This is a genomic window from Streptomyces sp. SCSIO ZS0520, assembly GCF_025643355.1.
Taxonomy (GTDB): domain Bacteria; phylum Actinomycetota; class Actinomycetes; order Streptomycetales; family Streptomycetaceae; genus Streptomyces; species Streptomyces physcomitrii.
Map to the genome: position 1 here is coordinate 5421546 of NZ_CP092644.1, position 26301 is coordinate 5447846.

The window sequence follows — 26301 nt, forward strand, 5'->3', positions numbered from 1 at the left end:
GGATCGAAGACAGCGGTTTCTCGCCGCGGCGGGACCCTCCGCCGTCCTTCCCCTCTCCCGTTCCGGCGCCCCGACGTTGTCCGGTTCTGTACGTCCGGACCGCCTCCCGGCCGCCGTTCTCTCGCCGGGGCCCTTCGCCAGGGCCGGTCCGGGCCTCCCGTGTGCTCGGCCGCCGGGTCCTCGGCGGCCGTACGACAGCCGTGCCCGGCGCCGTGTGGTGCCCGGGTCCGGTGAAATCCCCGTCAGTCCAGCCAACTTGGAGACGCTCATGCAGAACAAGGTCGCTCTGGTCACCGGCGCGGCGGGCGGTATCGGCGCTGCCGTCGCCCGGGCTCTGGTGGGGCGAGGGGTGCGGGTGGCGGCGGTCGACCGGGACGCCGGGCGCCTCGGCGAGACGGTCGCGGCCCTGGCCGAGGACGGGCACCGTATCGAGGCGTTCCCCGCGAACGTCTCCGACAGCGCCGAGGTGGACGCGGTGGTGGCCGCCGCCGAGAGCCGGCTCGGGCCGCTGGACTTCCTGGTCAACGTGGCCGGGGTGATGCGCTTCAAGCCGGTGCTCGACCTCACCGACGAGGACTGGCGGACCACCTTCGGCGTGAACGCGGACGGCGTCTTCCATGTCTCCCGGGCCGTGGTGCGCGCCATGGTCGCGCGCGGCGGCGGGGCCGTCGTCACGGTGGCCTCCAACGCGGCCCTGGTGGCGAGGACCGGGATGGCGGCCTACTGCGCCTCCAAGGCCGCGGCCACGCTGTTCACCAAGAGCCTCGGCCTGGAGGTGGCCCGCTACGGGATCCGCTGCAATGTCGTGGCGCCCGGCTCCACCGACACCCCGATGCTGACCGGGATGTGGGACGAGGAGGACGAGAGCAGCCGCAAGGCCACCGTCGAGGGGTCCCTGGAGAACTTCAAGGCGGGTATCCCGCTGGGCAAGTTGGCCGTCCCGAGCGATGTCGCCAACGCCGTGCTCTTCCTGCTGTCGGAGGAGGCCGGCCACATCACCCTGCACGAACTCACGGTGGACGGCGGCGCCACGCTCGGCGTCTGACGCACGGACGGCGGGCCGCCCGAGGGGGCGGCCCGCCGTCGCGTGGAGCGCGCGGGGCTCAGAGCTCCAGGTCGACGTCCTGGGTGCGCAGCCAGAAGTCCAGGGCGAGGACCAGCTCGGTGCCGGTGCGGTAGCCCGGGGCCGGGTCGTCCGCGGTGGCGGCGGCGAGCGCCTCCTCGTCGAGCAGTTCGCGTACGGGCGCGGCGGGGCCCTCGGTGACGCGCTTGAGGGAGGTCCGCAGCCCTTCGAGGTAGTGCGGGTCCCGGGTGATCGGGTACGGCGCCTTGACCCGGTCGGCGATCTCCGCCGGCAGCAGGTCGCGGGTGGCGGCGCGCAGCAGGCTCTTCTCCCGGCCGTCGAAGGACTTCATCGCCCAGGGGGTGTTGAAGACGTACTCCACCAGGCGGTGGTCGCAGAAGGGCACCCGGACCTCCAGGCTCGCCGCCATGCTGGCCCGGTCCTTGCGGTCGAGCATCCAGGGCAGGAAGCGGGTCAGGTGCAGGTAGCCGATCTCGCGCATCCGGCGGTCGGCGGCCGACTCCCCTCGCAGGTACGGGACTTCGGCGAGGGCCTCGTGGTAGCGCCGGACGCGGTACCCGCCGAGGTCGATCTTGGTCAGCAGGTCCCGGTTGATCAGGGACTCGCCCGGGCCGCTGCCGGGTCCGGCGATGCCGGTGCCGAAGGGCGGCGCGAGCCAGGGGAAGGTCTCCGCGGCGAGGGTCTCGGGATGGTTGAACCACCGGTAGCCGCCGAAGATCTCGTCGGCGGACTCGCCGGACAGGGCCACCGTGCAGTGCCTGCGCACCTCCTGGAAGAGCAGGTAGAGCGAGGTGTCGCCGTCCCCGAGGTCGAAGGGCAGGTCGCGGGCGCGCATCACCGCCTCGCGGGCGGTGGTGTCGAGCAGCGCCTCGGAGGGCAGCGAGACGACCCGGTGGTCGGAGCCGACGTGCCGGGCCAGGAGCTCCGCGAAGGGGGCGTCCGGGGTACCGCGCCAGTCGTCGGCGCGGAAGGTGTCGGCGTGCCGGGCGAAGTCCAGGGCGAAGGACTTGATCGGGGCGGTCCTGCGGCGGGCGGCGAGGGCGGTGATGATGCTGGAGTCCAGGCCGCCGGAGAGCAGGGTCCCCACGGGTACGTCGGCCACCAGCTGGCGGTCGACGATGTCCTCCAGGAGTTCCCGTACCCGGCCGATGGTGGTGTCCAGGTCGTCGGTGTGCTCGTAGGACTCCACCGCCCAGTAGCGGCGCACCGCGATGCCGCCGCGGCCGATCCGCAGGGTGTGGCCGGGCCGCAGCTCGTACATCCCCTTGTAGAGGGCGTGGCCGGGGGTCTTGGTGAAGCCGAGGAGTTCGGCGAAGCCCTCGGCGTCGATCGCGGGCCGGATCCGGGGGTGGGCCAGGATCGCCTTGGGCTCCGAACCGAAGAGGAGGCCGCCGGGGACGGGCTGGTAGTAGAGCGGCTTGATGCCCAGGCGGTCGCGGACCAGGAGCAGTTCCTCGCTCCGGGCGTCCCAGAGGGCGAAGGCGTACTGGCCGTTGAGGTGCTCGGTGACGTCCTCGCCCCACTCCAGGTAGGCGCGGAGCACCACCTCGGTGTCACCTGCGGTGCGGAAGGTGTGCCCGCGGCCGAGCAACTCCTGCCGCAGTTCACGGTAGTTGAAGACCTCGCCGCTGTAGCTGAGGGCGACCACCACCTCGCCCTCGCGTGCGAAGAACATCGGCTGGGCGCTGCCGGCCGGGTCGACCACGGACAGCCGCCGGTGGCCGAGGGCCACGGTCGGGGTGGTCCACAGCCCCTCGGCGTCGGGGCCGCGGCAGACCATGGTGTCGGTCATCGCCTGGGCGACCTCGGCCGTGACGGGGACGTCCGGGTCGAAGGAGACCCAGCCTGCTATTCCACACATGCGTGTCGCCTCTCGGTGGGAGGGGGCGGGGACGGGGCGGGCCCGTCCCCGCGAACTCAGGTGCGTGCGGGTGGCGGGCTGAAGCGCTTGAAGGTCCAGGTGGTGGCCATCACGACGAGGACGAGCAGGAAGCTCACCCCGGTCGCCCAGGCCATCGCGACGGACCAGTCGCGCCCCGTGGCGTCCCCGCCCGCCACGGCGAAGAACAGGGCGCCGACGGCCGCGACTCCGGCGGCGCTGGCGAACTGCTGGCTGGTGGTGAGGATGCCGGAGGCGGTACCGGCGTCCTGCGGGCGGACCGTGGTGAGCGCCGCGCCGAACAGGGCGGGCAGCACCACGCCGTTGCCGCCGCCGATCAGGCAGAGGCAGAGGACGATGTACGGCACTCCGGTGTCGGTGTCGGCCGCGATCAGGCGCAGCGCCAGCATCGCGAGGCCGAGCGCGGTCACCCCGCCGGAGACCACCAGGGCGTTCATGCCCCAGCGCCCGGTGAGCCGGCCGCCGACCATCGAGGTCGCCGTGAACATCACGCCCATCGGCGAGAAGACCAGGCCCGCCTCCAGCGGGTCGAGGCCGAGCCCGGACTGCAGCAGCAGCGTCAGGGTGAACATGAAGCTGCCGAAGTAGACCATGAAGGCCACGCTGGCGATCACGCCGCCGCGGAAGGAGGCGCTGCGGAACAGGGACATCACGAGCACCGGGTTGCCGCCGCGGGCCGCGAGCGTCCGCTGCCACCACAGGGTGACCGCGCCCACCGGGAGGGCCAGCGCCATGCTGATCCAGGTCCAGGCCGGCCAGCCGGAGGCGTGGCCCGTGGTCAGCGGGACGAGCAGCAGGGCCAGCGCGAGCGAGACGCCGACCGCGCCCATCGGGTCCAGGCCGACCTTCTCGCGGCGGGTGTGGGCGGGCAGCACCTTCATCGCGGCGAAGGCGATGACCAGGCAGAAGGGCACGTTGATCAGGAAGATGGTGCGCCAGCCGAGCCCGGCGAAGTCGGAGGCCACCAGGCCGCCGCCGAAGACCTGCCCGGCGATGGAGCCCAGACCGGCGGCGACCCCGTACCAGGCCATCGCGCGCGGCTTCTTCTCGTCCGGGAAGTAGGCGGTGACCACGGCGAGCACCGGCGGCACCATGACCGCACCGGCGAGTCCCTGGGCGAGCCGGGCGGCGATCAGCTGCCCGGGGGTGTCCGCCAGGCCGCACAGCAGCGAGGTCGCGCCGAAGGCGAGCGTGCCGATGACGAACAGGCGGCGGTGGCCGTAGCCGTCGCCGAGCCGCCCGCCGGTGATCATCCCGGCCGCGTACGCGAAGGCGTAGCCGCCGACGACGAGTTCGAGCGCGGAGGAGCTGGCGTGGATGCTCTCCTCCATGGACGGCGCGGCCACGTTCACGACGAAGAAGTCGAACTGGGCGAAGAACATGGCCGACAACAGCACCAGGAGAACCGGCCCGGTGCGCAGGACGGGCGGCGCCTCGGTCCCTGTCTCGTGGGGGTCTTGCAGGGTGGTCATGGGGTATTCCTCGGGGATCTGTGCAGCTCGATGGGGTGTCAGGCCGCGGAGTCGGAGGCCGAGTTCGTGGCAGGGCCCAGGGACGGGAACAGTCTCTTCGGCTCCGGCCGCCGCCGTGGTCCGCAGGCGCGCCTTTGCGTCACCCGCTCCCGCGCCCGCGTACGCGCCCGCGTGCGCCGTGCAGGGCGCAGGTGAGCCGCGCCGTGCAGACCCGGCGGCCCGCCTCGTCGGTGACCACGACCTCGTAGCTGGCGGAGGAGTCGCCGAGGTGCAGCGCCGTCGCGACCCCCGTCACCGTGCCGGAGCGCACCGGCCGGTGGTGGGTGGCGTTGAGGTCCACCCCGACGGCGATGCGCCCCGCGCCGGCGTGCAGCGCCGCGCCCAGCGAGCCGAGCGACTCCGCGAAGGCCGCCGAGGCCCCGCCGTGCAGGATCCGCTGCAACTGCGTGTTCCCGGCCACCGGCATGGTCGCCACCACCCGCTCGGGGGTGGCCTCCTGGAAGACCATGCCCATCCGCCCGGCCAGGGTCGCGGCCCCGGCCTCGTTGACCCAGGCCGCGATCGCCTCGGAGGGGCCGTCCGGCATGGCGCCGAGCGGGTCCGCCGGACCGGGGGCCGCCGCCCCCGGTCCGGTTGCCGCGGCGGAGGACGCGCTCACGCGCCCGCCGCCGCGGTGCCCTCGGCGCGGGCCACCGCCGCCGGGTCGGCCGGGCGGTACTCCGCCAAGTCCGCGTACTTCTCCCGCAGTTGGCGCTTGAGCACCTTGCCGGTCGGGCCGAGCGGGACGTCCTCGGGGGAGGGGGCGATCTCCAGGAGCGCCAGCGCGGGCTGCCCGGCCTCCGCCAGGATCGCGTTGGCGCGCCGCAACAGCGCCTCGGGCGGCACGTCCTGACGGAGCGTCACCAGGCCCACCGGTACGGTGCGGCCGCGGTCCTGTCCCGCGACCACCGAGCAGTCGGCCAACTCCTCGATGCCGAGCAGCAGTTCCTCCTCCATCAGCGCCGAGTAGCCGTCGCCTTCCGCGGTACGGATCCGGTCGACCGCCCGGTCCACGTGGTAGAACTCGCCGTCGGCCGAGCGGCGCACCAGGTCGCCGGAGAGCCAGTAGCCGGAGAGCATCGAGCGGTAGGTGGTGTCGGAGTCGTTCCAGTAGCCGTGGGCCACCGACTCGCTGCGCACCCCGAGCAGGCCGACCTCGTCCGGACCCGCCTCGGTGCCGTCCTCGTTGAGCACCGCCACCTCGGCGATCGGCACCCGGGTGCCCAGGTGCCGGGCGCGCGCCGGGGAGTCCTGGGTGAGGACCTTGCGCAGCGCGGCCCAGCCCAGCTCGGAGGAGCCGAGGCCGTCGTCGATGATCGAACCGGGGACGTGCCCGCCCTCGACGGCGGTGCGCCCGAGCGCCATCAGCCGCCGCATGTGCGCGTCGTGGCCGCAGTCCCCGAGGTTCACCCACACCTCGACGGAGGAGAAGTCCGCCGGGTCGGGCTCGTGGGTCGCCAGGTGCGAGAGGGCCTCGTTGAAGGCGAGGACCACGCTCGGGCGGTGGGTGGCGCAGCCCCGGGCGATGCCCGGCCCGGTCGGGTCGGACCAGCCGACGGTGGGCACCCCGGCGAGCAGCGAGTAGTAGGTGAAGGCGATGGCGCTGGAGTGCGACTGCGGGGCGCCCGCGAGCACCAGGACGTCCTCCGGCTCCGGGTGGTTGACCAGCCGGTAGCAGGCGCCCGAGACGCTCTGGCGGTGGGTCCAGATCACCGGCTTGGGATTGCCGGTGGTCCCCGAGGAGTGGCAGATGACCACGGCGTCGTCGTCGCCGTGCCGGAACAGGTCCGCGGGGCGCGGGGCGCGGGCGCCGAGCACCCCCACCTCCTCGTCCAGGGCGGTCCAGCGCAGCTCGGGCAGTTCGCGCTCGCGCCCGCCGAACAGGGCCAGCCGCTCCCGGTCGGTGAACAGGCCGACGGCGCCGGTGCGCCGGACCAGGCCGAGGGCGAGTTCGGGCAGCATCCGGCCGTTGATCAGCACGCCGATGGCGCCGATCCGGGCCAGCGCCGTCAGATGCACCTGGTAGGCGAAGGTGTCCGCCAGGAAGACGCCGACCCGGTCGCGCGGCCCCACCCCCCGGTCCAGGTACCAGGCCGACCAGGCGTCGGCCAGGGCGTCCAGCTCGCGCAGGCTGAACTCCGTGCGCAACTCCCCGTCCGTACCGGCCAGCGGCTTGTCGGCGAGCAGCACCGGAAGGTCCGCCGCCGGATTCGTCTCGGCGGCGATCCGCCAGGCATTGCCGCCGCCGAGACCGGGGAGCTCCGCGAGGCCTTGGCGCGCCTGCGGGGTCAGCATCGTTTTGGGCGTGAGCGGCATGAGATCACCTGACTTCGATCGGGGAAATCTTCCGTGGACGTCACCACCGGGCCGGTGCCGCGCGGGCACCCCGTGCGGCACCGGTGCGCCGTGCGCCCCGGCGCGGGCACCGGACAAGCCGTCGCCGGTGCGGCCCCGGCACGGGCAGCCCGCAGCGGCGGCTCGTCCACGGAAAGCTAGGGCGGGCTCCCCGCGGCCGCCAGCACGGTGCGGAAAGTGCGTCAGGTCGGCGCCCGCCCGCCCGGGCGCGGCCTCCGCGAGCTCTCCGGAACCGGTCGCACAAGCACCGACAGCCCTCCTCAGAAACGGACTTGACGGACTCCGAGGCGGTCGCTGCCGCGCCGAATTCGGCTCGGCTACGGTCCTGACGGCTCTCCGGAAGACCCGGAGCCGAAGCCACCGGAAGGCCCCCCGGCCCGACAAGGAGCGCGCCCGTGCCCCCTGAGCGGACATCCGACGCCGTGGAGCGGCTGCGCCACATCGTGGCCACCGTTCTCGAACTCGACCTCGCCGAGATACCCGCCGACGCCTCCTTCCAGCAGGACCTGAACCTGGACTCCCTGGAGAAGGTGGAGATCGCCGCGCGCATCGAGCGGAGCTTCGGACTCGCCCTCGCCGACGAGGAGTTCGCCGCGGTCGACAGCGTCCTCGACGCGGCGGGCCTGCTCGCGACGGGGCGCCCTTCGGGTGCGGGGGCCCTGCTCGGTGCGGAGAGTGCTGCCGGTACGGAGAAGGCTTCCGGTACAGAGAGTGCTTCCGGCGGGGGCGGTCCCTCCGGTGGGGGCGGTCCTTCCGGTGGGGGCAGTCCCTCGGGTGGGGGCGGTCCTTCCGGTGAGGGCGGCCCCTCAGGCGGGGGCAGTCCCTCAGGTACGGACAGCTCTCCCGCCACCGGCGGCTCGCGTGCCCCGGCGCCCGCGGGGGAGCAACTGCCGGGCGCCGACCGCGTCCCGGACGCCGCCCCCCTCCCGGCAGCCGAGAGACGCCCGGGCACCTCGCCGTCCCCCACCACGCCCCAGGCACCCCCCGCCCCCACCGACCTGGTCCAGCGCCTCGTCGGCCGCCACCTCGGCGCCGGGCACGGCGACCGGACCGCCTACACCGACCCCGCCCTCGGCGACGTCGGCTACCGCGAGCTGTACGAGGCGGCCCGCGGCTACGCCGGAGCGCTGGCGGGGCTCGGGGTGGCGCCCGGTACCCGCGCGGTGGTCGTCGCCGAGGACTCGGTGGCCACCGTCGCCGCGGTCCTCGGGCTCTGGTGGCACGGCTGCGTCCCCGTACCGGTCAGCCCCCTGCTCGGCGCGGACGAACGGGAGCGCATCGCCGCGGACTGCGCCGCCGGGGTCCTCCACCTGGACTCCGCCCCGGCGCAGCCGGATTCCGCCCCCGCCCGGGCGGCCGGGGGCCGCGTCCTGCTCACCGGCGAGGAGGTCCGCGCCGGGCTGCGCGGCGGCGGCCCCACCGGCGCCCGCCGCCCCGGCCTCGCCGGGGAGCCCGCGGTGCACCGCGCCGACCGGGCCGCCCTGATCCAGTACACCTCCGGCAGCACCGGCGAGCCCAAGGGCGTCCAGCACTCCGCCGCCGGGATCACCGCCATGCTGGACAGCTTCGGCGCCCAACTCGCCCTGCGCGCCGAGGACATCGTGCTCTCCACCGCCCGGATGTCCTTCGGCTACGGCTTCGGCAGCTCCGTCCTGTGCGCCCTCGACGCCGGTGCGCGGACCGTCCTGATCGGCGGCGCGGTCGACCCGCGCGCCGTCACCGCCGCCCTGCGCCGCCACCGCCCGACGGTGCTCTGCTCCGTACCGCGCCTCTACGCGGCCCTGCTGGACAGCCTGCGCCCCGGCGAGGAGGCGGTGGCCGCACTGCGCCTGTGCCTGACCGCGGGGGAGAACTGCCCGGCCGAGCTGTACCTGCGGATCCAGGACACCTTCGGCGCCCCGGTGCTCAACTGCCTCGGCGCCACCGAGCTGATGCACGTGGTCGTCGCCACCCCGCCGGACCGCCCGATGCCCGGCCGGGCGGGCATGCCCGTCCCCGGCGTCGTCGCCACCGTCCGCGACGAGGCGGGGCGGCCGGTGCCCGACGGCACCGAGGGCCGGCTGCACATCGCGGGCCCCACCGTCTCGCTCGGCTACCTCAACCGCCCCGAGGCCGACCGGGTCACCTTCGCGGACGGCGGCGCCTACACCGGCGACCTGGTCCGCCGGGACCCCGACGGCGGCCTCACCCACCTGTGCCGCGTCGACGACGTCCTCAACCTCGGCGGCTACAAGGTCCCCCCGGCCGAGATCGAGGCCGTGATGCGCGAGGTCGACGGGGTCCGCGACTGCGCCGTGGTCGCCGCCCGCGACGCCGACGGACTGGAGAGCGCGGTGGCCTTCCTCGTCCCCGAGCGGGCCGGCGACCACGAGGCCGTGCGGCGCGCGGTGCGCTCCCGTATCCGGTCCGGCCTCGCCTCCTACAAGCGCCCGGCGCGGCTGGAGTTCGTCGAGGCGCTGCCCACCACGACCACCGGCAAGGTGGCCGCCCACCGACTTCGGGAGCAGGCAAAATGAGCTGGGACATCACCGGGATGGGAGCCCTCGCCTGTGTCGGCGGCACCCCCGCCGGGATCTTCGACTCGCTGTGCGCGGGGCGCGGCGGCCTCGGCCCCCTCCAGGTCTTCGACCACGAGAAGTACCGCGCCCGGCAGGCCTACGAGATCCACGACCGCGCCCGGCCCGGCGTCGACGAGCCCGGCCGCGCCACCCGCTGGCTGCTCGCGGCGATCGACCAGGCCCTCGCCGACGCCGGTCACCCCGAGGACCTCGCCGAGGTGCCCGTCCTGGTCGGCACCACCCTCCAGGAGCAGCGCAGCGCCGAACTGTGGTGGCGCGAGGGCGCCCCGCTGGAGCCGGACGCGCTGCACTTCGGCACCGCCCTGCGCGAGCGCTACGGCGCCACCCGTACGTACACCTTCGCCAACGCCTGCGCGGCCACCCTCTACGCGCTCGCCATGGGGACCGATCTGATCGAGCTGGGCGAGGCCGACACCGTCGTGGTGGCGGGGACCGACGCCATCGGCGAGAGCGCCTTCGGCACCCTCGACCGGGTCCAGAACGACGTGCCCGAGGCGCTGCGCCCCTTCGACCGCTCGCACCGCGGCATGCTGATGGGCGAGGGCGCGGTCGCGGTGGTGCTCACCCGCGAGGCCGCCCCCGGCCGCCGGGTGCACGGGCGGCTGCGCGCGGTCGGCATGAACTGCGACGCCCAGCACTCCACCGCCCCCGACCCGGAGGGCATCGCCCGCGTCCTGCGCGAGACCCACCGGCGGGCGGAGATCGACCCGGGGGACATCGACCTCGTCCTGCTGCACGGCAGCGGCACCCCGAAGAACGACTCCACCGAGGCGGCCGTCCTCTCGCAAATGTTCCCCGCCCCCGGCGGGCCGCTGATGACCGCCATCAAGTCGATGACCGGCCACACCCTCGGCGGCTCCGGGCTGCTGAGCCTCGCCATGGGCGCGCTCGCCCTGCAGCGCGGCCAGGTGCCGCCCGTCCTCGGCCTCACCGACCCCATCGAGGAGGCCGCCGGTCTGCGCCTGGTGCGCGAGGAGGCCGCCACCGCCGAGCTGGGGCTCGCCCAGATCGACGCGTTCGGCTTCGGCGGGATCAACGCCGCCGCGATCCTGGAGGCAGCACGATGAGCACCGCACACTCCCCGGCGCCCGCCCGCCGCGAGGCCGTCGTCACCGGCGTGGGCCTGGCCGTCCCCGGTCTCACCCTGCCCGACGAACTCCTCGGCACCGTCCGCGAGGGCGGCTTCGACCCCCGTACCGGACTGCTCGGACGCGATCTGCGGCACAAGGACCGCGCCTCCCGGCTCGCCCTGCGCACCGCCGCGCCCGCCCTGCGGGACGCCGGACTGCTCGGCGAGGACGGCAACTCGGGATACACCGGAAACGGCGACACCACCGCCGTCGTGGTCAGCAGCAACTTCGGCATCCTGGACAGCGTCTGCTCCTTCGCCGACATCATCGCCCGGGACACCGTGCTCGGCCTCGCCCCGATGGGGCTGCCGCAGACCTCCAGCAATGTGATCGCCGGATCGGTCGCCATGGCCCACGGGCTGCGCGGCCCGAGCGTCACCCTGTGCAACGGCCCCACCAGCGGCCTGGACGCCCTCTACTGGGCCCGCGCGCTGCTCGTCGCCGGCCGCGCCGAGACCGCCCTGGTGGTCGGCGTGGAGCCGGACGGCGAGGCGGTGGCCAAGCTCCTCGGCGCGGCGGCCGTGGACGGCGCGGTCGCCCTGGTGGTCGAGACCGCCGAGCGCGCCGCCGCCCGCGGCGCCCGGGTCCGCGCCACCCTGTCCGGCTGCGCCCGCGGTGAGGACCTGACCGCGGCCGTCACCGCCGCCCGCGCGGGCGGCCCCGGCCGGACGGACGGCGCCGAGGCCCCCGGGCCCGCCGTCGACCTGTGGCTCACCGACCGCCCGGCCGGCGAGGAGAGCGCGCCGGACGACCCGCCGCCCGTCCGGGCCGCCGCCGTCCTCGACCCGACCGCCTCGCTCGGCCTCTGCTCCGGCGCGCTCGGCCTGCTCCAGGCCGCCGCCGCGGTCGCCCACTTCGACACCCACGCCGCCCACACCGCGCTCGCCACCTGCGGAGGCCCCGAGGACGACGCGGTCGCCGCGGTGTTCCTCAGCGGCCCCGCCCGTACCGCCTGATCCCACCCCACCCAGCCGAGGAGTCACCGCATGGCCGACCACACCGACACCCCGCTCGACGTCGAGGAGCTGCGCACCGTCGTGGCCGGGGCCCTGGAACTGCCCGTCGAGGAAGTCACCGACGAGGCGCGCTTCAAGGAGGACCTGGACGTCGACTCGCTGATCTCGCTGGAGATCGCCGTACGGGTCGAGGAGCACTTCGGCGTGAAGATCGACGAATCGCAGCTGACCGAGATGGGCACCTTCCAGCTCGTCCGCGAGCTCGTCGAGGCCGGTCTGAGCACCGGGTCGGCGCGGTGAGCGGCACCGGCACGGGCGGGCCGCCCGCGCCCGCCGCCCGCCCGGTCGCGCTGGTGACCGGCGGCTCCCGGGGCATCGGGCGCGCGGTCGTGCTCCGCCTCGCCGAGGACGGCTACGACCTCGCCTTCTGCTACCGCTCCGACACCGCGGCCGCCGAGTCCGCGGCCAAGGCGGCCGAGGAGGCGGGGGCCCGGGTCCACCACCGGCGGGTCGACGTCGCCGAGTTCGCCGAGGTGAAGGAGTTCGTCGCCGGGACCGAGCGGGAGCTCGGCCCGCTGTCGGCCGTGGTCACCTCCGCCGGGATCACCCGGGACCGCCCGCTCGCCCTGATGAGCGAGGAGGAGTGGCACGGCGTGGTGGACACCAACCTCACCGGCACCTACCACGTCTGCCGGGCGGCCGTCTTCGCGCTGATGAAGCGCCGCCGCGGCGCGATCGTCACGCTCTCCTCCATCGCCGGGGTGCACGGCAGCGCCGCCCAGACCAACTACGCGGCCTCCAAGGCGGGGATCATCGGCCTCACCCGCTCCCTGGCCAAGGAGTGCGGCCGCTACGGGATCCGGGCCAACACCGTGGCGCCCGGCCTGATCGACACCGACATGACGGCCGCCCTGCCCGCGGAGGTGACCGAGCGCCACCTCGCGAACATCCCGCTCGGCCGGGCCGGCACCCCCGAGGAGGTCGCCGACCTGGTCGCCTTCCTGGTCTCGGACCGGGCGTCCTACCTCACCGGCCAGGTCGTCGAGATCAACGGCGGCCTGAGCGGCTGACCCGGCCGCCGCCCACGTCACGAGCCGTACGCGTCACGAGCCGTACGCGACAACAGGCGTACGCGTCACGAGCCGTACGCGCGACAGGAACGGGGAGCGAAGCCATGCCAGGGATACCGCCCATCGAGGCCTATCCGGCGCCCACCGCCGGTGACCTGCCCGCCAACACCGCCCGGTGGACGCCCGATCCGGCCCGCGCGGTGCTGCTCGTCCACGACATGCAGCGCTACTTCCTCGCGCCCTTCCCGGCGAGCGTGCGCGGCTGGCTGGTGCGCAACGCCGCCGCGGTGCGCGAGCGCTGCGCCGCGCTCGGCGTCCCGGTCGCGTACACCGCCCAGCCCGGCAGCATGACGGCCGAAGAGCGGGGCCTGCTCGCGGACTTCTGGGGCCCGGGGATGCGCGCGGAACCGGCCGACCGCGAGGTGGTCGAGGAACTGGCGCCCGCCGAGGCCGACTGGCGGCTGACCAAGTGGCGCTACAGCGCCTTCTTCCGCTCCCCGCTCCTGGACCAGATGCGCGCGAGCGGCCGCGACCAGCTGATCCTCTGCGGTGTCTACGCCCATGTCGGCGTCCTGATGACCGCCGTCGAGGCCTTCACCCACGACATCCAGCCCTTCCTCGTCGCCGACGCCGTCGCCGACTTCACCGCGGACCACCACCGCATGGCGCTGGAGTACGCCGCCGCCCGCTGCGCGAGCGTCCTCACCGCGAAGGAGGTCCTCGCATGAGCGCCGCCGACGCGCCGGAGGCCGGTGACCTGCTGGCCCGGATCCTCACCGACCCGCCGGAGGCGTACGCCCTCCTGTACCGGCCCGAGGCCGCGGGCGCCGGCACCCTGGACGTCCTCACCGGCGAGGTCACCGAACCCGCGCTGCTCGCCGAACTCCCGCTGCCCGCCGAGCCGTTGCACCCGGGCCGCGCGCACCACGAACTCCTCGTGGTCATCCCCTACCGGCAGATCGCCGAGCGCGGCTTCACCGTCCCCGACGACGGCGCCCCGCTGCTCGCGCTCTCCGTCACCGACCAGCAGCGGCTGAGCCTGCCGGAGGCGCTGGCCCGGATCCCCCAGGTGCCGATCACCCTCGGCGGCGGCCACTTCGACGTGGACGACGCCGCGTACCAGGAGATCGTCCGCAACGTCGTCGACCGGGAGATCGGCACCGGCAAGGGCGCCAACTTCGTCATCAAGCGCTCCTTCGTCGCCGACATCACCGACTACGGCCCGCACAGCGCGCTGACCTTCTTCTCCCGGCTGCTGCAACGGGAGGCGGGCGCCTACTGGACCTTCCTCATCCACACCGGCGCCCGCACCTTCGTCGGCGCCACCCCCGAGCGGCACATCAGCGTGGCCGGGGGCAAGGCGGTGATGAACCCCATCAGCGGTACGTATCCGTATCCGCCCCAAGGACCCACGCTGGCGGGCGTGATGAACTTCCTCGCCGACCGCAAGGAGGCCGACGAGCTGTCCATGGTCGTCGACGAGGAACTGAAGATGATGGCCCGGATCTGCGAGGGCGGCGGCCGGGCCATCGGCCCCTACCTCAAGGAGATGACCCGCCTCGCCCACACCGAGTACCTCATCGAGGGGCACACCACCCGCAGTTCCGCCGAGATCCTGCGCGAGACCCTGTTCGCCCCGACCGTGACCGGCTCCCCGCTGGAGAGCGCCTGCCGGGTCATCAGCCGATACGAGCCGCAGGGGCGCGGCTACTACAGCGGGGTGGCCGCCCTCCTCGGACGCGACCGGGCGGGCCGGGCGGCGCTGGACTCGGCCATCCTCATCCGCACCGCCGTCCTCGGCGCGACCGGCCGGGTGGGCATCGGCGTCGGCTCGACCCTGGTACGCCACTCGGACCCGCGCGCCGAGGCCGCCGAGACCCGCGCCAAGGCGGACGGCCTGGTCGCGGCCCTGGAATCCGGCCGCGGCGCCCGCTTCGCCGACCACCCCGAGGTCAGGGCGGCCCTGGAGCTGCGCAACGCCTCCCTCGCCGACTTCTGGCTGCGCGCGGACGCCGACCGCGCGGCGGTCCGGGGCGGGTCCCCGCTCGCCGGTCTGCGGGTCCTCGTGGTGGACGCGGAGGACACCTTCACCGCCATGATCGCGCATCAACTCCGGTCCACCGGGCCCGCGGTGACCGTCCGCCGCTACGACGAGGAGTACTCCCTGGACGGCTGGGACCTGGTCGTCCTCGGCCCGGGCCCCGGGGACCCGGCGCAGCGCGAGGAGCCGCGGATGCGCCATCTGCACGCGGCGGTACGCACCCTGCTCGCCCGGCGGGCGCCCTTCCTCGCCGTCTGCCTGAGCCACCAGGTGCTCAGCCTCGCCCTCGGCTTCGAGGTCCTGCGCCTGAAGACCCCCAACCAGGGCGTCCAGAAGCAGATCCACCTCTTCGGCACCCCCGAACACGTCGGCTTCTACAACACCTTCGCCGCCCGCAGCGAGGAGGACAAACGCGAGGTGCCGGGCGTCGGCCTCGTCGAGGTGAGCCACGACCCGGCCGACGGCGAGGTCCACGCCCTGCGCGGCCCGCACTTCACCTCGCTGCAATTCCACCCCGAGTCGATCCTCACCCGGGACGGCCCCCGCATCCTGACCGCCGCGGTGAGGGACGCCCTCGGGCGCTGAGCACCGCTGCCGGGCCGGGTGCGCGGGCGGCCGAACGCGGGTGCGGAACAAGGGGTTTCGGCCCTGTGAGCTGCTGACACTCCCATCTCAGCGACATATCAGGGCCGTCTGGCACAGTTCTTCTTGTCGCTGGGGAACACCGGTGGACGCAGGGAGAGATTCCCGTAGTGGCCTAACGGGGGCCGGACTTGTCCGGTCGGGGCTCATGTCCCACGTAGGTTCGAATCCTGCTCTCTCCGCTCTTTTTGCAGGACACGTCGCCGTGCAGCGTTCTTTGAAACCGCAGGAGACATTTCTTATGGAATCCGCCTGGACTTTCCCCATGCAGGGCAGGAACCATTTCACATGGGAATACGATTCCGAGCGTGAAACCCTGCTGAACCTTTACCAAAAGGGCAAGGACAAGCAGTGGGACAGCGCCAAGCGCATCGACTGGTCCCTTGAGGTCGACCCCTTCGATGCCCTCGGCACGCCGGAGAACACGCTCGGCCTGTACGGCTCGAAGCAGTACTCCAAGCTCAACGTACGGGAGAAGCAGGAACTCCGGCAGCACATGGCGGCCTGGGAGTTCAGCCAGTTCCTGCACGGTGAGCAGGGCGCGATGATCTGCTCCGCGCGCATCGTGGAATCCGTGCCCGACATGGACTCGAAGTTCTACGCCTCCACGCAGGTCATGGACGAGGCCCGGCATGTGGAGCTCTTCTCCCGCTTCGTGACGGAGAAGATCGAGATGACCTATCCGATCAGCCCCCATCTCAAGGAGCTGCTCGGCCAGGCGCTTTCGGACTCCCGCTGGGACATGCCCTATCTCGGTATGCAGGTCCTCATCGAGGGGCTCGCGCTCGCCGCCTTCGGGATCCTGCGGGACAAGACCACCAAGCCGCTGCCCAAGCAGATCCTCTCGTACATCATGCAGGACGAGGCCCGGCACGTCGCCTTCGGACGGCTGGCGCTGCGGGACTACTACAAGAACCTGAGCAGCCAGGAACTCGCCGAGCGCGAGGAGTTCATCATCGAGGGCTGCTATCTGATGCGGGACCGGCTGCGGATGCAGGAGGTCTGGGAGAACCTCGGCTTCGACATGAAGGAGTGCATGGAGTACATGAACAACGGTCCGCGCATGCGGGCCTTCCGTTCACTGCTCTTCACCCGCATCGTGCCCTGCGTCAAGGACATCGGCCTGTGGAGCCCCAAGGTCCAGCAGGCCTACGACGACATGGGCGTCCTCGACCTCGCGGGCGCCGACCTGGTCAAGCTGATGGAGTCCGACGAGCTCCAGGCCGAGGCCCTCGACGCGGAGCGCCGCGAGATGGAGGCCCGGCGCGCCGAGGTCCACGAGGCCATCGCCGAGGGCGCGTTGGGGTCGGCCGCCACCGGCTGAGCCGGGAACTGCGGTGCGGCGTGCCGGAGTTGAAGGCACGCGTTGACGAGAGCGTGGGACCGGTGCCGTCACGGACGGCACCGGTCCCACGCCGTTTCGGCGTGCGGCCGTCCGGCGCGTCACCCCGAGGCGTACGAGCCGAACCCGTCACGTCATCTCCCGGCAGGGGAGCCGACCCGAACTGCCCTGCGGGGCCCGGCGGTTGCGACCACCGGGCCCCGCTGCGTCGTGCCCGTCGTCGTCCGCGTCGTCGTCCCCGCGGCCGACTCCGCGCGGCTCAGGCGTCCTTGTCGAAGATCAGGGTCAGCAGCCGCCCCACCTCCTCGGCCGAGGCCTTCTCCAACTGGTCGACGCCGTCGGCGAACTCCTCGCTGCCGCCCGTGCCGAGCCACTTGTCCCGCACGACCCCCGCGATCGGCGGGCGGCCCACACTGCCGATGGCCCCCATCGGCACGTCCAGTTCGCGGCTGACGCTCCGCCCGTCCGTCATCCGGATCTGCACCCGCGCGCCGGTCACCTTGCGGGCGTCGCTGAAGTCCCGGCTCGGCGGCGGCAGTTCACCCACCAGGTCGACGAGCCACTGGCCGTCGCCCTCCCAGCCCGCGCCGAACTGCCGCAGCCACTCCTTGCCCCGCCCGCCGGCCAGCCGCAGCGCCTCGCCGAAGGGCACTTCGCAGTGGAACAGCTCCCGCGTCATGTCCTGGTCCAGGCGGACGTCGATCCGTCCGGCCAGCGCCCACCGCTCGGTGTCCGCGAGCCCCTTCTCGGTGAAGTCGTCGGTGCTCAGCTGCCCGGTGAGCAGGGCGGTGGCCAGGGTGTACCGCAGCGAGAACACCAGCGCGCTCACGGGGGAGAGGGCGCCGCGCAGGTACTCCGCGGCCCGGCGCTCCACCACCGCCGTGTACAGGGAGGTGTCGACGCTGATCTCGGCGATGTCCTCGGCGCGCAACGGGCTGCCGGGGGTGGCCAGTTCGCGGTGCAGCTCCAGACCCAGGTCGATGGCGGAGTCCATGCCCGGTCCGCCGGGGTGCACCTTGAAGGAGGTCGTACGGGTGTGCCAGCGGGTGCCGAGCCCGGCCACCACGGCCTCGGGCAGCGGAATGGTGGCGAACCGGGAGAGGAACCCCTCCGGGTGCTCGAAGATCACCGGGCTGCCCGCGAGACCCACCGCCGAGGCGTCGCAGGCGTCCAGCCCCACCCGCACCGGGGTCGAGGCGCCGAAGAGCTTGGCGTCGCCGTCGAGGAATCCCACCGGCACCGTGCGGGGCGGGAGCCCGAAGCCGAGGCCGAGGGTGTCCACCCAGCGCTGGGCCGGCGCGTCCTCGCCGCGCAGCCGCCCGGCTATCGCCCCGGTGACATGCGTGAACGCGGCGCTCTGGCCGCGGAAGGGGCCGAGCGTCGTGGCGGCGGTGATCCGCGCCGCCGTCTCGTTCGCGACGATGATCGAGGTCAGCAGCCGCTCCCCGGTGAGCCCCTGGGTCCTGGCGTACGCGAGGGGGACGGCCACCGTCGAGTTGGACAGGTGCCCGGCGTAGGCCGTGTCGTCGAAGTGGAGCCAGGAGCCGAGACCGGAGAGCACGAAGGCGGACCGGGCCGGGTCCTCCTGGATCGGCGCGCCGAAGCCCCGGACGAACTTCTGCCCCAGGGGGTGGTCCAGTCCGGCCCGCACGGCGGCCAGCTGGGACAGGATCTGGTGTTTGGCGGTGGTGACCACGTCGTCCGGTATGTCGTCGAGGCGCAGCACACTCGCCCATCCCGCCAGTTCTTCCGTGAGTGTCGTCACTGGGTCTCCCTCAATCCTCTCGGGCGCACTCGACTCGCGCTCCGGTGCCTACGCGTGTCTTACGCGGGAAAGGGCCCCACCCCTCATCTCCGCGGGCGCCTGCCGGAGCCGGATCCGCTCCCGAGGACGGCGGGACTTTTTTTGAGGGGTGCGGCGGGCGCCCGCGTAACACGAGTGTTCGTCCCTGTCCCTACGTCCTTGCGAGGCAACCGCCGTGACAGCCGCACCTCCGCCCACCCGGCTGCAGTCCGGGCATGCGAGCGAGACAGCCCATCTCACCGCTCGCGCCCGCGCCGCCGACGCCGTCATCGAGCCGGACAGGCGACTGCTCGGCGACACCTACGCGCACCTCTTCGTCACCGTGCCGCCGCCCACCACCTCCGAGGAGGCCCTCGACCGGCTGCAGCGCCTGGACCGCGCCCACGGCGGCTTCATAGCCGAGATCCTGCTGCGCCAGCGCTACTTCGAGGACCTGGTCGCGCTCGGGGTCGAGGCGGGGGTGCGCCAAGTCGTGCTGCTCGGCGCCGGATACGACACCACGGCGCTGCGCTGGACCGGCCCCGAGACGGTGCGCTTCTTCGAGGTGGACCACCCCGCGACGCAGACCGCCAAGCTGGCGGCGCTCACCGCGGCGGACCTCAGCTCCCCGGCCACCTCGGTGCCCCTCGACTTCACCGCGGGCGGCTCGCTGCGTACGGAGCTGACCGCGCACGGCTTCGCCCTGGACGAGCCGTGCATCGTGGGGTGGCTGGGGGTGACCTTCTTCCTGCCGCCCGAGGCCTGCCGCGCCACCCTCGCCGACCTGGCGGACACCGTCGCCCCCGGCAGCCTGCTGCTCTTCGACTACATGGACGAGTCCGTCGTGGACGGCAGCAGCCGCTACGAGGGCGCCCTGCAGATGGCCCGCCAGGTGGCCGAGCAGGGCGAGCCGTACATCAACGGCCTGACCCCGGCCACCGCCGCCGCGACGGCCCGGGACGCGGGATTCGAGCCGGTGGAGCAGCTGCGCGTGGCCGGACTTGTCCGGCGCTACGGCGGCACCGACCCGTACTGCAGCGACGACGACTTCATGGGTCTGGTCACCGCGCGGCGCGTCGGGAAGGAGGCGAGCGGCCATGGTGACTGAACCCGGATGGGCCGCCCGCGCCCTGCTCATCGCCAACCCCCAGGCCGGGGTCCGCGACCGGCAGCACATCGACGAGGTCATCGCCCACTGCCGAGGCCTGGTGCCGGGGCTCGACGTCGTGCACACCGAGTACCAGGGCCACGCCGAGGCGAGCGCCGCCGAGGCCGCCGCCGCGGGGTACGACGCGGTGATCGTGCTCGGCGGTGACGGCACGACCCGCGAGGCGGCCTCGGGCCTGGCCCGCGCGGGCCTCGAACAGCCCGCGGGCAAGCGCCCCGCGATGGTCAACATCCCCTTCGGCACCGGGAATTCGTTCTACCAGGAGATCTGGGCCGATGCCCCCTGGAGCGCGGTCCTGGACCAGGCGCTCTCCGGCGAGCAGCCGCATCTGCGCTGGGTGGACATGGCGCACATCCGGGAGATCGACGTCCTGGCGCTGCTCGGCGCGGGCTCGGGCCTGGTCGCCGACGCCCTGGAGGCGGCCTACGGCATGTTCGAGGTGCCCGGCCGCGACCGCTACCAGCAGGCCGTCGCCCAGACCATGGCCACCTTCACGCCGTACGAGGGCCGGGTGAGCGTGGACGGCAGGGTCGTCCACGAGGGCCCCGTCGTCCTGGTGAACATCGGCGGCGGCCGCTACCGGGCGGGCCGGTTCAAGCTGCTGCCGCACTCGGTCATCGACGACGGACTGCTCGACGTGTGCGTGGTGGGCGGCCAGATGGGCGTACGCGAGCTGGCCGGGCTGACCGCGGACGGCAGCCACATCGGGCGCCCCGGCGTGGTGTACGAGCGCGGCTCCCGCTTCGTCGTGGAGCGCACCGACGGCAGGAAGCTCTCCTTCGAGCACGACGGCGAACTCTGCACGGGCGAGGCCTCGCGCTACACCATCGACGTGCTCCCCGCCGTCCTGCCCGTCCTGGCCCCGCCGGCGGCGGTCGCGCACGCCTCCGGCTCCGCGGAGCTCGCCGAGGGCGTCGCATGAGCGGCGAGAGCGGCGGCGGCCTCACCCGGGCGCTCGCCCGGTGGACCGCGGAGCTGAGGTACGAGGACATCCCGCCGCGGGTCGTCTCGGTCGTCACCAGCCAGGTCGTCTCGCACCTCGCCGCGGTCCGGGCCACCGCCCCCCATCCGGTGGGCGGCACCCTCCTCGCGGCGTTCGGCCCGCTCGACACCGAGGGGGATCCGGCCCGTACCGCCCATCTGATGGCGGCGCTGTCCTCCAGCCTCTATCTGGAGGACACCCTCTACGCGGGCCATGTCTCGCACGCCGCGGTCGGCGTCCCGGTGGCCTACCAGAGGCAGCAGGGGCTGTCCGGACGCGACCTCATCACCGCGGTGACCGCCGCCGACGAGTCCGCCGCCCGCGTCACCGCGGCCGGGACGCTCGGTCCCTTCCGGGGCCAGTGGGCCGGCCACACCCATGTCGTGGCGGCCTGCGCGGCCCTGCTGCACGGCAGGGGCGCGGACGCCGGGCAGCTCCTGAACGCCTGGGGCCTGGCGCTGGCCGCGCCCCCGCGCGCGCTGCGCCCGGCCGTGCTCGCCAGCGACGCGAAGGTGCTGTCCGCCGCCGCTCCGGTGCGTACGGCGATCGACGCCTGCGCCGCCGCGCTCGCCGGACTCACCGGGCGCGACGACGTGATCGAGCATCCCGAGGGGCTCCTCGCGGTCTTCTCCGGCGCGGCCGTGCCCGAGCTCGTGGCGTACGGCCTCGGTGAGCGCTGGCACACCGAGACCCTCTCCTTCAAGCTGCTGCCCGCCGGTGTCCATCTGGACGCCCTGGTCGAGTGCGCCGCCGAACTGCACCGCAGGCTGCGCCCCGAGGGCCCCGCCGACATCGCCTCGGTCGACGTCGCGGTGCCCGGCATGACCAAGGTGATGAGCAAGCACGCCGACCGCTATGTGCGGGGCGCGGCCACCTCGCTGCCCGCCCTCAATCTGAGCGCCGGGTACAACGTGGCCACCGCCCTGCTCACCGGCGGCCTCACCGTCGCCGACCTGGCGCCTCCCGGCCTGGCCGAGGAGGGCCGCTGGGAGCTCGCGCAGCGGGTGCGCCTGGAGGCGGACGAGGACCTGAGCAGGCTGGGCATGATGTCCACCGCCCCGGTCGGCGAGACGCTGCGGCACGCCGGACGGCGCGCCCTGGAGTGGGAGACGGAGCTGCCCGGCATCCCCATGGAGAAGCTCCTGGAGGAGCTCGGGCCGCCCGTCGCCTCCTTCGAAGAGGCCACCAAGATGCTGGGCTGCCGCATGACGGTGCGGATGCGCGACGGCCGTGAGGAGACCTGCGAGCTGGCCGCCGGAACCGGAGCGGTCGGCTCGGCCTCCTGGCAGGACCACCCGGCCCTGGTGCGCGAGAAGCTGCTGCGTACGGGCGTGGACGAGGCCGCGGCCGACGCCCTGGCGCGCCTGGAGGAGCTCTCGGCCGAAGATCTCGGGCGGGTGTTGCGCCAGGTCTTGCACCTCGGCGATTAATACCTACTGTTGGTATGTGAACTGGGTCACGTCATCCAGAGCTCGTTGACACCCGCTGTCGGCGCTCAATACATTCCTACCAACGGTATCTAAGAAAGAGGTGTGTCCCGTGGCTACCACCGATGCCGACGCTCCACAGCGGCGGTCAGCGGCGTCGTTGCTGCTCCTCGCGTCCGGAGCCTCGTTCCTGGCGGTGCTCGACGTCACTGTCGTGAACCTGGCGATCCCGGACCTGCGTGAGGACTTCACGGGCTCCGCGTTCAAGGACCTCTCGTGGGTCATCACGATCTACGCGATCGTCTTCGCGGCCCTCCTCGCCCCGGCGGGACGCCTCGCGGACGCACTGGGCAGGCGCACGCTCTTCATCGCCGGCATCAGCGTCTTCACGGCGGCCTCGCTGGCCTGCGCCGTCTCGCCCGACCTCGGCATCCTCCTGGCGGCCCGAGCGGTCCAGGGACTCGGCGCGGCGGCGATGATCCCCGCCTCGCTCGCCATCGTGCTCATGGACTCCCCGGCCGAGCGCCGCCGAGCGGCCATCGGCCAGTGGAGCGCCGCGGCGGCCCTGGCGGCCGCGGTCGGTCCCGCCCTCGGCGGCGTCCTGGTCGACGTCTTCGGCTGGCGCTCGCTGTTCCTGATCAACATCCCCTTCGGCCTGTTCTTCATCTACGGCGCCATCGGGATCCCGCGCACCACCGGCCTCGGCACCGAGCGCAAGCTCCCGGACCTCCTCGGCACGATCATGCTCGGCGCCGGCGTCGGCCTGTTCTGCCTCGGCATCAGCAAGGGCGGCGACTGGGGCTGGAGCGAGACCTCCACCCTGATCTGCGTCATCCTCGGCCCGATCCTGATCGGCCTGTGCCTGCTGCGCTCCGCCAAGCACCCGGCCCCCGCCCTGGAAATCTCCCTGTGGCGCAACCGCACCTTCGCCCTGGCCAACGCCGCCGCCTTCTTCTACGGCATCGCGCTCTTCTCCTGGCTCCTGGTCGGCGTCCTGTACGTCACCCAGGCCTGGGGCTACTCCGAGCTGGAGGCCGGACTCGCCATGACGCCGGGCGCCTTCATGGCGACCATCGTGGCCATGCGGGTCGGCAAGCTCCCCCCGAGCTACGGTCCCCGGCTCGCCACCGCGGGCGGCGGCATCATCCTGGCCGGCACCGGCTTCCTGCTCGCCTTCACCCTCCCCGACCACGGGATGTTCCTCGCCTACTGGCTGCCGCTCGGCATGCTGGCGGGTGTCGGCATGGGCGCCATCACCACCGGTACGTCCACGGCGGCCGCGCTCTCGGTCTCCCCGCTGCGGTTCGCCGGGGCGACGGGCCTGAACCAGACCGCCCGGCAGATCGGCGGCGCCATCGGCATCGCGGTCCTGGCCACCGTGATCTCCGGCGGCATCTCGGAGATCGCCGACTTCGAGCGCATCTACCTGATCGCCGCCTGCGCCTCGGTGGTGGTGACCGTCCTCGGACTCGGCCTCACCATCAAGCTGCCGCCGACCCCGGCCGCCGCCACGCCCCCCGCGCAGCCGGCCGGCGAGCAGAAGACTCCGACCCCCGACGCCGCGAACTAGGAACCACACGCCTCGCCCCATCTCTAGGAAAGGTCAGCCATGACGAGCACGGAGATGCCTTCCGACCACGCGCAGGAGCTGCAGGACCCCCATCTCCTGACCGTGGAGGAGATCACCGCCCAGCTCCAGGGCGCCCCCTGGACCCGGTACGCGGCCATCGGCGACAGCATCGTCGCGGGCCAGCGCGAACCCGTCGAGGGCTACGCCGACCTCAGCTGGGCCGACCGCGTCGCGGCAGGGCTGCGCCGGATCAACCCGGAGCTGGAGTACCGCAACTTCGGTGAGCGGGACCTCCCGGCGGCGAAGATCCGGGCCACCCAGCTCGACCCGGCGCTGGAGTTCGCCCCGGACATCGCCATCGTGGTGGCGGGCGGAAACGACCTGCTGGGCAAGCAGTTCGACACCGCCGCCGTGGAGACGGAGCAGGCCCGTATCGTCTCGGCGCTGCGCGCCCGGGGCTGCACCGTCGTGACGATGGGCCTGTTCGACAACACCTGGACGCCGTTCGTCGCCGAGAAGTACAAGGCGGTCATGAAGCAGCGGCTCCAGCAGTTCTCCGACCTCACCCAGTCGGTGACGCAGCGGATGGGCGGACTCCACGTCGACCTGCCCAACCACCCGGCGGGCAAGGAGCCGATCTTCGCCTCCGACGGCCTGCACCTGAACGCCCGCGGTCACGCGGTCGTCGCAACCGAGGTGATCCGCACGCTGGGTGAACACCTCGCCGCCAAGAGGGCCTGACCCCGGCGGACCTGGCCGTGGTCCCGGTGGGCGCGTGACTGTTCTGTCCCCCGCAGCAGTCCGCCCCGCCGGGGCCACCGAGTTCCTTTTCCCAGGGACTCGGGCTTCGGCGTTTCAGGAGAACCACAGGAGGACCACCGGCCGGACTCCCGCGTACGGGAGTGCGGCCGCCCACGCTTGCCACATGAGTGCCGTTCCGGGCCGCAGGACCCATGTGAAGGGCGCCGAAAGCAAGGAAGGCAGGACACCGCCGTGAATGCTCGCTCTGCCGACGAGCAGTACGACCCCTACTGCATCGCTCCGGAGATGGCCACAGAGCTCCTGGCGCAGGCGCCCTGGCGCCGCTTCGTCGTCCTGGGCGACGCCTTCGCGGAAGGACCGGGGGAGCCGTGCGAGGGGTACGACGACGTCCCCTGGGCCCACGGCGTGGCCGCCGCGCTGCGCTCGGTCCATCCGGACCTCGCCTACCTCAACCTGGCCCAGCGGGACCCGATCGCCGCCGAGGTCCGCGCCAGGCAGCTCGGCAAGGCGCTGACCTTCCAGCCCGACCTCGCGGCCGTGGCGGCGGGCGGCAGCGACGTACTGCGCGACTCCTTCGACGCCGACGCGACCGAGGCGGAACTGGCGCGGATCATCGCACCGCTGCGGGACGCGGGCGTCGAGGTGGTCGTCCTCGCCCCGTTCGGCAGGGGCAGCGCGGGGCAGATCCCCAAGGACGTCCTGCGCCGCCGCCTGAGACTCCTGTCGGAGCGCACCTACGACCTGGCGCTGCGCAACGGCGCGATCCACGTGGACCTGGGCGCCCACCCCGCCAGCGCCGAGCCCGGCATCTTCGGCGCGGACGGCCGGCACGTCAACGCGCGGGGCCACGCCATCGCCGCCGCGGCGACCATCCGCCGTCTGGGCGTCCACCTCGGCGTCTACGGCCCGCCGTCTCTCCGCTGAAGGACCCGGGCCGCCGAGGTGCGGCCCCTCCCGGCGCGCTCAGGGGCCGCCGCGGGGCGCCGCACCGACCGGTGAGGGGCGCCCGCGGCGAAGAGATCCCCGATACGGGATCCGATACGGGATTCCCCGGGGCGCTCGTCCACCGCCCGCGAGACACCTGAGTGCGATGCGGTCTACGGCGTCGAGGTGGACGGCATGCGCCGAATGGAGTCGAAGAGGTAGCGGAACTGGTTCAGGGTGGCGTCGAGCAGCCCGTCGGGATCGTCCGCGTGGGCCATCGCCATGGCCGCCTCGCACTGGGCGCCGTAGACCATGGAGGCCAGGGACTCGACCTCGTTCCGCGGAAAGCGCCCCTTGCCCAGGGCCTGGGAGAGGCCGTACAGCATCATCCGCCGGCAGTCGGCGCGGATCTCGCGCATCGCCTCCCACCCCAGCGCACCCGGCGCGTCGATGAGGGTGATGCGCTGGGTGCTCGGCTCCATGGAGCCGACCAGGAACTCCCGCATTCCCTGGAAGAGGGCTTCCCAGGGGTCGTTGTAGTGCGAGTACTTCTGGGCGATGGCGCTCGACAGGTCGTGCTGTTCGCGTTCGTAGACCGCTCGGAACAGCTGCTCCTTGTTCTTGAAGTGGTGGTAGAAGGCGCCCTTGGTGACCTCGGCGGCCTCGCAGATGGCGTCGAGGGAGGTGGGGGTGTACCCGTCCCGGGCGAACAACTTCCGTGCGGCGGCGAGGAGTTGGTGGGTGGTCGTGGAGGAGCGCTCCTGTTGGGTGCGGCGTCCGGGCCGCCGTGCCACCGTCTGCTGGGTCATGGTCCTGTCCTCCTCCTTACGACCGGCTCTCGGCACCGGGCCGTGGCCGACCGCCGCTGCCACGACGCCCGCCCCTGGTGCGGGGCGCCGTCCTGCGCGACGCGCGCGTGAGTGACAGTCCAGGTTACATACCGGTAATCGGAAACTGCAATGGGGCGGTGTCCGGAGCGGCGGAAGCTGAATGCGGGATTCCAGGTCGCAGTTGTCCGCCAGTGCCTTCGGACGGTCCCTTCGGGCAGCTGCCGACCGCCCGCCCGGGCGGAATA

At 73.2% G+C, this 26301-nt stretch carries 21 protein-coding genes and 1 tRNA gene; 16 read left to right on the plus strand and 6 right to left on the minus strand.

Annotated elements, in window-relative coordinates:
* The first annotated feature begins 268 nt into the window (after nucleotides 1-268).
* Nucleotides 269-1045: a 2,3-dihydro-2,3-dihydroxybenzoate dehydrogenase gene (locus MID12_RS21595; RefSeq protein WP_040253160.1), complete on the plus strand. Its 777-nt coding sequence runs from the start codon at nucleotides 269-271 to the stop codon at nucleotides 1043-1045.
* Nucleotides 1046-1103: 58 nt separating this feature from the next.
* On the opposite strand, the gene asnB is transcribed toward MID12_RS21595, so the two are convergent.
* From asnB to MID12_RS21615, 4 genes are all read right to left on the minus strand, one after another.
* Nucleotides 1104-2945 (minus strand): asparagine synthase (glutamine-hydrolyzing), encoded by a 1842-nt coding sequence (gene asnB, locus MID12_RS21600; protein ID WP_040253162.1) that lies wholly within the window; start codon nucleotides 2943-2945, stop codon nucleotides 1104-1106.
* A 56-nt stretch (nucleotides 2946-3001) separates the two neighbouring features.
* Entirely contained in the window at nucleotides 3002-4456 is a 1455-nt protein-coding gene (locus MID12_RS21605; RefSeq protein WP_040253165.1) for an MFS transporter, read from the minus strand.
* A 139-nt stretch (nucleotides 4457-4595) separates the two neighbouring features.
* Complete coding sequence (locus MID12_RS21610) at nucleotides 4596-5042, minus strand: hotdog fold thioesterase (RefSeq protein WP_263173351.1); 447 nt, start codon at nucleotides 5040-5042, stop codon at nucleotides 4596-4598.
* A 68-nt stretch (nucleotides 5043-5110) separates the two neighbouring features.
* Nucleotides 5111-6811, minus strand: coding sequence for a class I adenylate-forming enzyme family protein (locus MID12_RS21615; protein WP_263170048.1), 1701 nt, complete (start codon nucleotides 6809-6811; stop codon nucleotides 5111-5113).
* A gap of 434 nt (nucleotides 6812-7245) precedes the next feature.
* Between MID12_RS21615 and MID12_RS21620 the strand changes: the two genes are divergently transcribed.
* From MID12_RS21620 to MID12_RS21660, 9 genes are all read left to right on the plus strand, one after another.
* A complete protein-coding gene (locus MID12_RS21620) occupies nucleotides 7246-9366 on the plus strand; it encodes an AMP-binding protein (RefSeq protein ID WP_263170049.1) in 2121 nt (706 codons plus the stop codon).
* On the plus strand, nucleotides 9363-10496 hold the full coding sequence (locus MID12_RS21625) for a beta-ketoacyl-[acyl-carrier-protein] synthase family protein (protein ID WP_263170051.1): 1134 nt from the start codon (nucleotides 9363-9365) through the stop codon (nucleotides 10494-10496). Before MID12_RS21620 ends, MID12_RS21625 begins: the two co-directional genes overlap by 4 nt.
* On the plus strand, nucleotides 10493-11515 hold the full coding sequence (locus MID12_RS21630) for a beta-ketoacyl synthase N-terminal-like domain-containing protein (RefSeq protein WP_263170052.1): 1023 nt from the start codon (nucleotides 10493-10495) through the stop codon (nucleotides 11513-11515). The genes MID12_RS21625 and MID12_RS21630 overlap by 4 nt, the downstream gene beginning before the upstream one ends.
* 30 nt (nucleotides 11516-11545) lie before the next feature.
* Nucleotides 11546-11815: an acyl carrier protein gene (locus tag MID12_RS21635; protein ID WP_263170053.1), complete on the plus strand. Its 270-nt coding sequence runs from the start codon at nucleotides 11546-11548 to the stop codon at nucleotides 11813-11815.
* Nucleotides 11812-12585, plus strand: coding sequence for a 3-oxoacyl-ACP reductase FabG (gene fabG, locus MID12_RS21640; protein WP_052482521.1), 774 nt, complete (start codon nucleotides 11812-11814; stop codon nucleotides 12583-12585). Before MID12_RS21635 ends, fabG begins: the two co-directional genes overlap by 4 nt.
* A gap of 104 nt (nucleotides 12586-12689) precedes the next feature.
* Nucleotides 12690-13313, plus strand: a complete 624-nt coding sequence (locus MID12_RS21645; RefSeq protein WP_040253177.1) for an isochorismatase family protein — start codon at nucleotides 12690-12692, stop codon at nucleotides 13311-13313.
* Nucleotides 13310-15211, plus strand: coding sequence for an anthranilate synthase family protein (locus tag MID12_RS21650; RefSeq protein WP_263170057.1), 1902 nt, complete (start codon nucleotides 13310-13312; stop codon nucleotides 15209-15211). Before MID12_RS21645 ends, MID12_RS21650 begins: the two co-directional genes overlap by 4 nt.
* 152 nt (nucleotides 15212-15363) lie before the next feature.
* A tRNA-OTHER gene (locus tag MID12_RS21655) sits at nucleotides 15364-15450 on the plus strand.
* Nucleotides 15451-15533: 83 nt separating this feature from the next.
* Nucleotides 15534-16592, plus strand: a complete 1059-nt coding sequence (locus MID12_RS21660; RefSeq protein ID WP_237282914.1) for a ferritin-like domain-containing protein — start codon at nucleotides 15534-15536, stop codon at nucleotides 16590-16592.
* Between the two features lie 277 nt (nucleotides 16593-16869).
* On the opposite strand, the gene MID12_RS21665 is transcribed toward MID12_RS21660, so the two are convergent.
* On the minus strand, nucleotides 16870-18375 hold the full coding sequence (locus MID12_RS21665; protein WP_040253182.1) for an MmgE/PrpD family protein: 1506 nt from the start codon (nucleotides 18373-18375) through the stop codon (nucleotides 16870-16872).
* A gap of 214 nt (nucleotides 18376-18589) precedes the next feature.
* Between MID12_RS21665 and MID12_RS21670 the strand changes: the two genes are divergently transcribed.
* From MID12_RS21670 to MID12_RS21695, 6 genes are all read left to right on the plus strand, one after another.
* Complete coding sequence (locus MID12_RS21670; protein ID WP_052482522.1) at nucleotides 18590-19501, plus strand: class I SAM-dependent methyltransferase; 912 nt, start codon at nucleotides 18590-18592, stop codon at nucleotides 19499-19501.
* Nucleotides 19491-20483 carry a diacylglycerol/lipid kinase family protein gene (locus tag MID12_RS21675; protein ID WP_063778687.1) on the plus strand — a complete coding sequence of 331 codons (993 nt, stop codon included), beginning with the start codon at nucleotides 19491-19493 and terminating at the stop codon, nucleotides 20481-20483. The genes MID12_RS21670 and MID12_RS21675 overlap by 11 nt, the downstream gene beginning before the upstream one ends.
* A complete protein-coding gene (locus MID12_RS21680; protein WP_263170062.1) occupies nucleotides 20480-21973 on the plus strand; it encodes an MmgE/PrpD family protein in 1494 nt (497 codons plus the stop codon). Before MID12_RS21675 ends, MID12_RS21680 begins: the two co-directional genes overlap by 4 nt.
* Before the next feature lie 109 nt (nucleotides 21974-22082).
* Complete coding sequence (locus MID12_RS21685; RefSeq protein ID WP_159393025.1) at nucleotides 22083-23540, plus strand: MFS transporter; 1458 nt, start codon at nucleotides 22083-22085, stop codon at nucleotides 23538-23540.
* 39 nt (nucleotides 23541-23579) lie between these two features.
* Nucleotides 23580-24281, plus strand: coding sequence for an SGNH/GDSL hydrolase family protein (locus tag MID12_RS21690; RefSeq protein WP_052482525.1), 702 nt, complete (start codon nucleotides 23580-23582; stop codon nucleotides 24279-24281).
* 252 nt (nucleotides 24282-24533) lie between these two features.
* Entirely contained in the window at nucleotides 24534-25226 is a 693-nt protein-coding gene (locus MID12_RS21695) for an SGNH/GDSL hydrolase family protein (protein WP_040253184.1), read from the plus strand.
* A gap of 173 nt (nucleotides 25227-25399) precedes the next feature.
* Here MID12_RS21695 and MID12_RS21700 read toward each other — a convergent pair whose 3' ends face one another.
* Nucleotides 25400-26035 carry a TetR/AcrR family transcriptional regulator gene (locus tag MID12_RS21700; RefSeq protein ID WP_040253187.1) on the minus strand — a complete coding sequence of 212 codons (636 nt, stop codon included), beginning with the start codon at nucleotides 26033-26035 and terminating at the stop codon, nucleotides 25400-25402.
* Nucleotides 26036-26301: the final 266 nt, after the last annotated feature.